Raw genomic sequence first — 2,112 nt, 5'->3', positions numbered from 1 at the left:
GTCCTTCGGCCGCCCCGCCGCCCGGCGGGAGCGGCGCACCACCACCCGGGGGGACCGGCGCACCACCGCCGTCGGAGGGTCCCTGGCCGCACTTCGGCGGCGCCGGATTCACCTCGCGGTACGGGCTGGTCCGCCCCCGCGACGGCCGTTACCTGGCCGGGGTGTGCGCCGCCGTCGGTCGCGCCACCAACACCGACCCGGTGCTCTGGCGGGTGCTGCTCGCCGTGCTCGGCTTCTTCGGCGGCATCGGCATCCTGCTCTACGTCACCGCCTGGTTGATCATCCCGGGCGAGGGCGACACCGCCTCACCTGTCGAGTCCATGCTCGGGCGGGGTCGGTCCAGCATGTCCCCGGTGACCGTGATCGTGCTCAGCATCCTGGTCGCGATCAGCTTCGGCTTCATCGTCACCGACGCCTTCCGGGCGGTGCTGCTCGGCGCGGCGATCCTGGTCGGCGGCGCACTGCTGCTCAACCGCCACCAGCAACGCGGCCCGCATCCTGCGGGCGGTCCGGTCGGCGCACCGGCGCCACCCGCCGGACCTCCGGGTCCGGTGCCGCCGGTGAGCTATCCCGGCCCCACCGGATATCCGCCGCCGCCCGGCGGGTTCGGCCGCACCGTCCCGGCGTTCACCGCGCCGGCCGCCTTCCACGCGCCCGCCCCGGTCCCCGGATCGGCACCCGCTCCGGCCGGGCGCGCCGAGGACCCGACCCGGTTCCTGCCGCCGACCCCCCCGTGGTCCCCGGTGGGCTCCCCCACGCCGCTGGTGGTGCCACCGACCGTGCCGCCGCACTCGTCGACCTACCGTGCCCCGTTCGCCCCGCACGGCCCGTACGCCGGGCAGACCCCGGTGGCACCGCCGCCCAGGCCGCCGAAGCCGCCGAAGAAGCCCCGGGAACGTTCCGCACTCGGTGCGGTGACCTTCTCGCTGATCTTCGTCGCGCTGGGCGCGGTGGGCATCCTCGATCTGCTCGACGTCTTCCGGATCGGCGCGTCGGCGTACTTCGCGGCGGTTCTCGCCGTGATCGCCCTGGGCCTGCTCGTGGGCACCTGGTTCGGCCGGGCCCGCTGGCTCATCGCGCTCGGTCTGGTGGCCTCCGCCGCTCTGGGGGTGGCCACGGTCGCCGAGTCGTACGACCGGGTCCGTGGTGTGGACGGCACCGTGACCTGGGCGCCCACCGACCACCGCGACCTCGCGGTGCGGTACGAGCAGAGCTTCTCCGACGCGGTGCTCGACCTGCGCGCGGTCGACTTCGACCAGAAGGACACCGAGATCACCGTGGTCATCAACTTCGGCGAGGCCACGGTGGTCGTTCCGCCGAACGTGGACGTGACGACCAACGCGCATGTCACCGCGGGTGACGCCAACGTCTTCGGCCAACGCACCGGCGGCCTGGACAACCGGCTCACGGAGATCGTCGACCTCGGCGCGGACGGTGTCGGTGGCGGCAAGCTCCGCCTCAACCTGCAGATCAACGCCGGACACATGGAGGTGACCCGGTGAGGGTGCATCGCACGGACCTGGTGTCGTTCGCCTTCGGGCTGCTCTTCCTGTCGTTCGCCGCCTGGTGGCTACTGGCCCAGGTGCTCGGCCTGGTGCTGCCGCCGGTGGGTTGGTTCCTGGCCGGTGGGTTGATCCTGATCGGCGCGTTCGGCCTGGTCGGTGCGCTGCGGTCCAGCCGACACAGCCGGACGTCGGCGGACGAGGCCGTCCCGACCGAGCCGGCCGCTCCCCCGGCCGCCGGCCTGGGCTCGCCGACCGCCTTCGAGCCGTCGGACCTGGACTCGCCGACCGCCTTCGGGCCGACCGACCCCGACTCGCCGACCGTCTCCGGGCCCACCGACCCGGACCCACCGACCGTGTTCCGGCCGACCGACCCGGACTCACCGGCGGGCACCTGGCCCGACCTGGCCGGCGACCCGGCCACCGGGACGGCGCCGGGCCGGGCGGAGACGGACGACCGGACCCTCGGTCTCCCCTACGGGGACGACACGTCGCCGACGCCGCCACGGGGGCCTGCCGCCTGACCATGCGGCGCCTGTCCGCAGCCGCCTATGCTGGCCGGTGTGCTCCCGCCTCCGTCGGCCGGCCACGCCGCAGGGCCTCCTGCGCC

Annotated in this window: 2 protein-coding genes; both read left to right on the top strand. The window is 74.6% G+C overall.

Going from position 1 to position 2,112, the window contains the following annotated elements; translation table 11 throughout:
- On the top strand, positions 1–1,502 hold a 1,502-nt coding region (locus tag EYA84_RS31025; RefSeq protein ID WP_131057751.1), incomplete at its 5' end, for a PspC domain-containing protein.
- Entirely contained in the window at positions 1,499–2,026 is a 528-nt protein-coding gene (locus EYA84_RS34105; protein ID WP_236146066.1) for a hypothetical protein, read from the top strand. The genes EYA84_RS31025 and EYA84_RS34105, both read left to right, overlap by 4 nt.
- Positions 2,027–2,112: the final 86 nt, after the last annotated feature.

Origin of the sequence: Verrucosispora sp. SN26_14.1, assembly GCF_004307965.1 — a bacterium.
Classification (GTDB): domain Bacteria; phylum Actinomycetota; class Actinomycetes; order Mycobacteriales; family Micromonosporaceae; genus Micromonospora.
The sequence above is the reverse complement of the archived record's forward strand: the minus strand, read 5'-3'. Positions and strand labels throughout refer to the sequence as shown.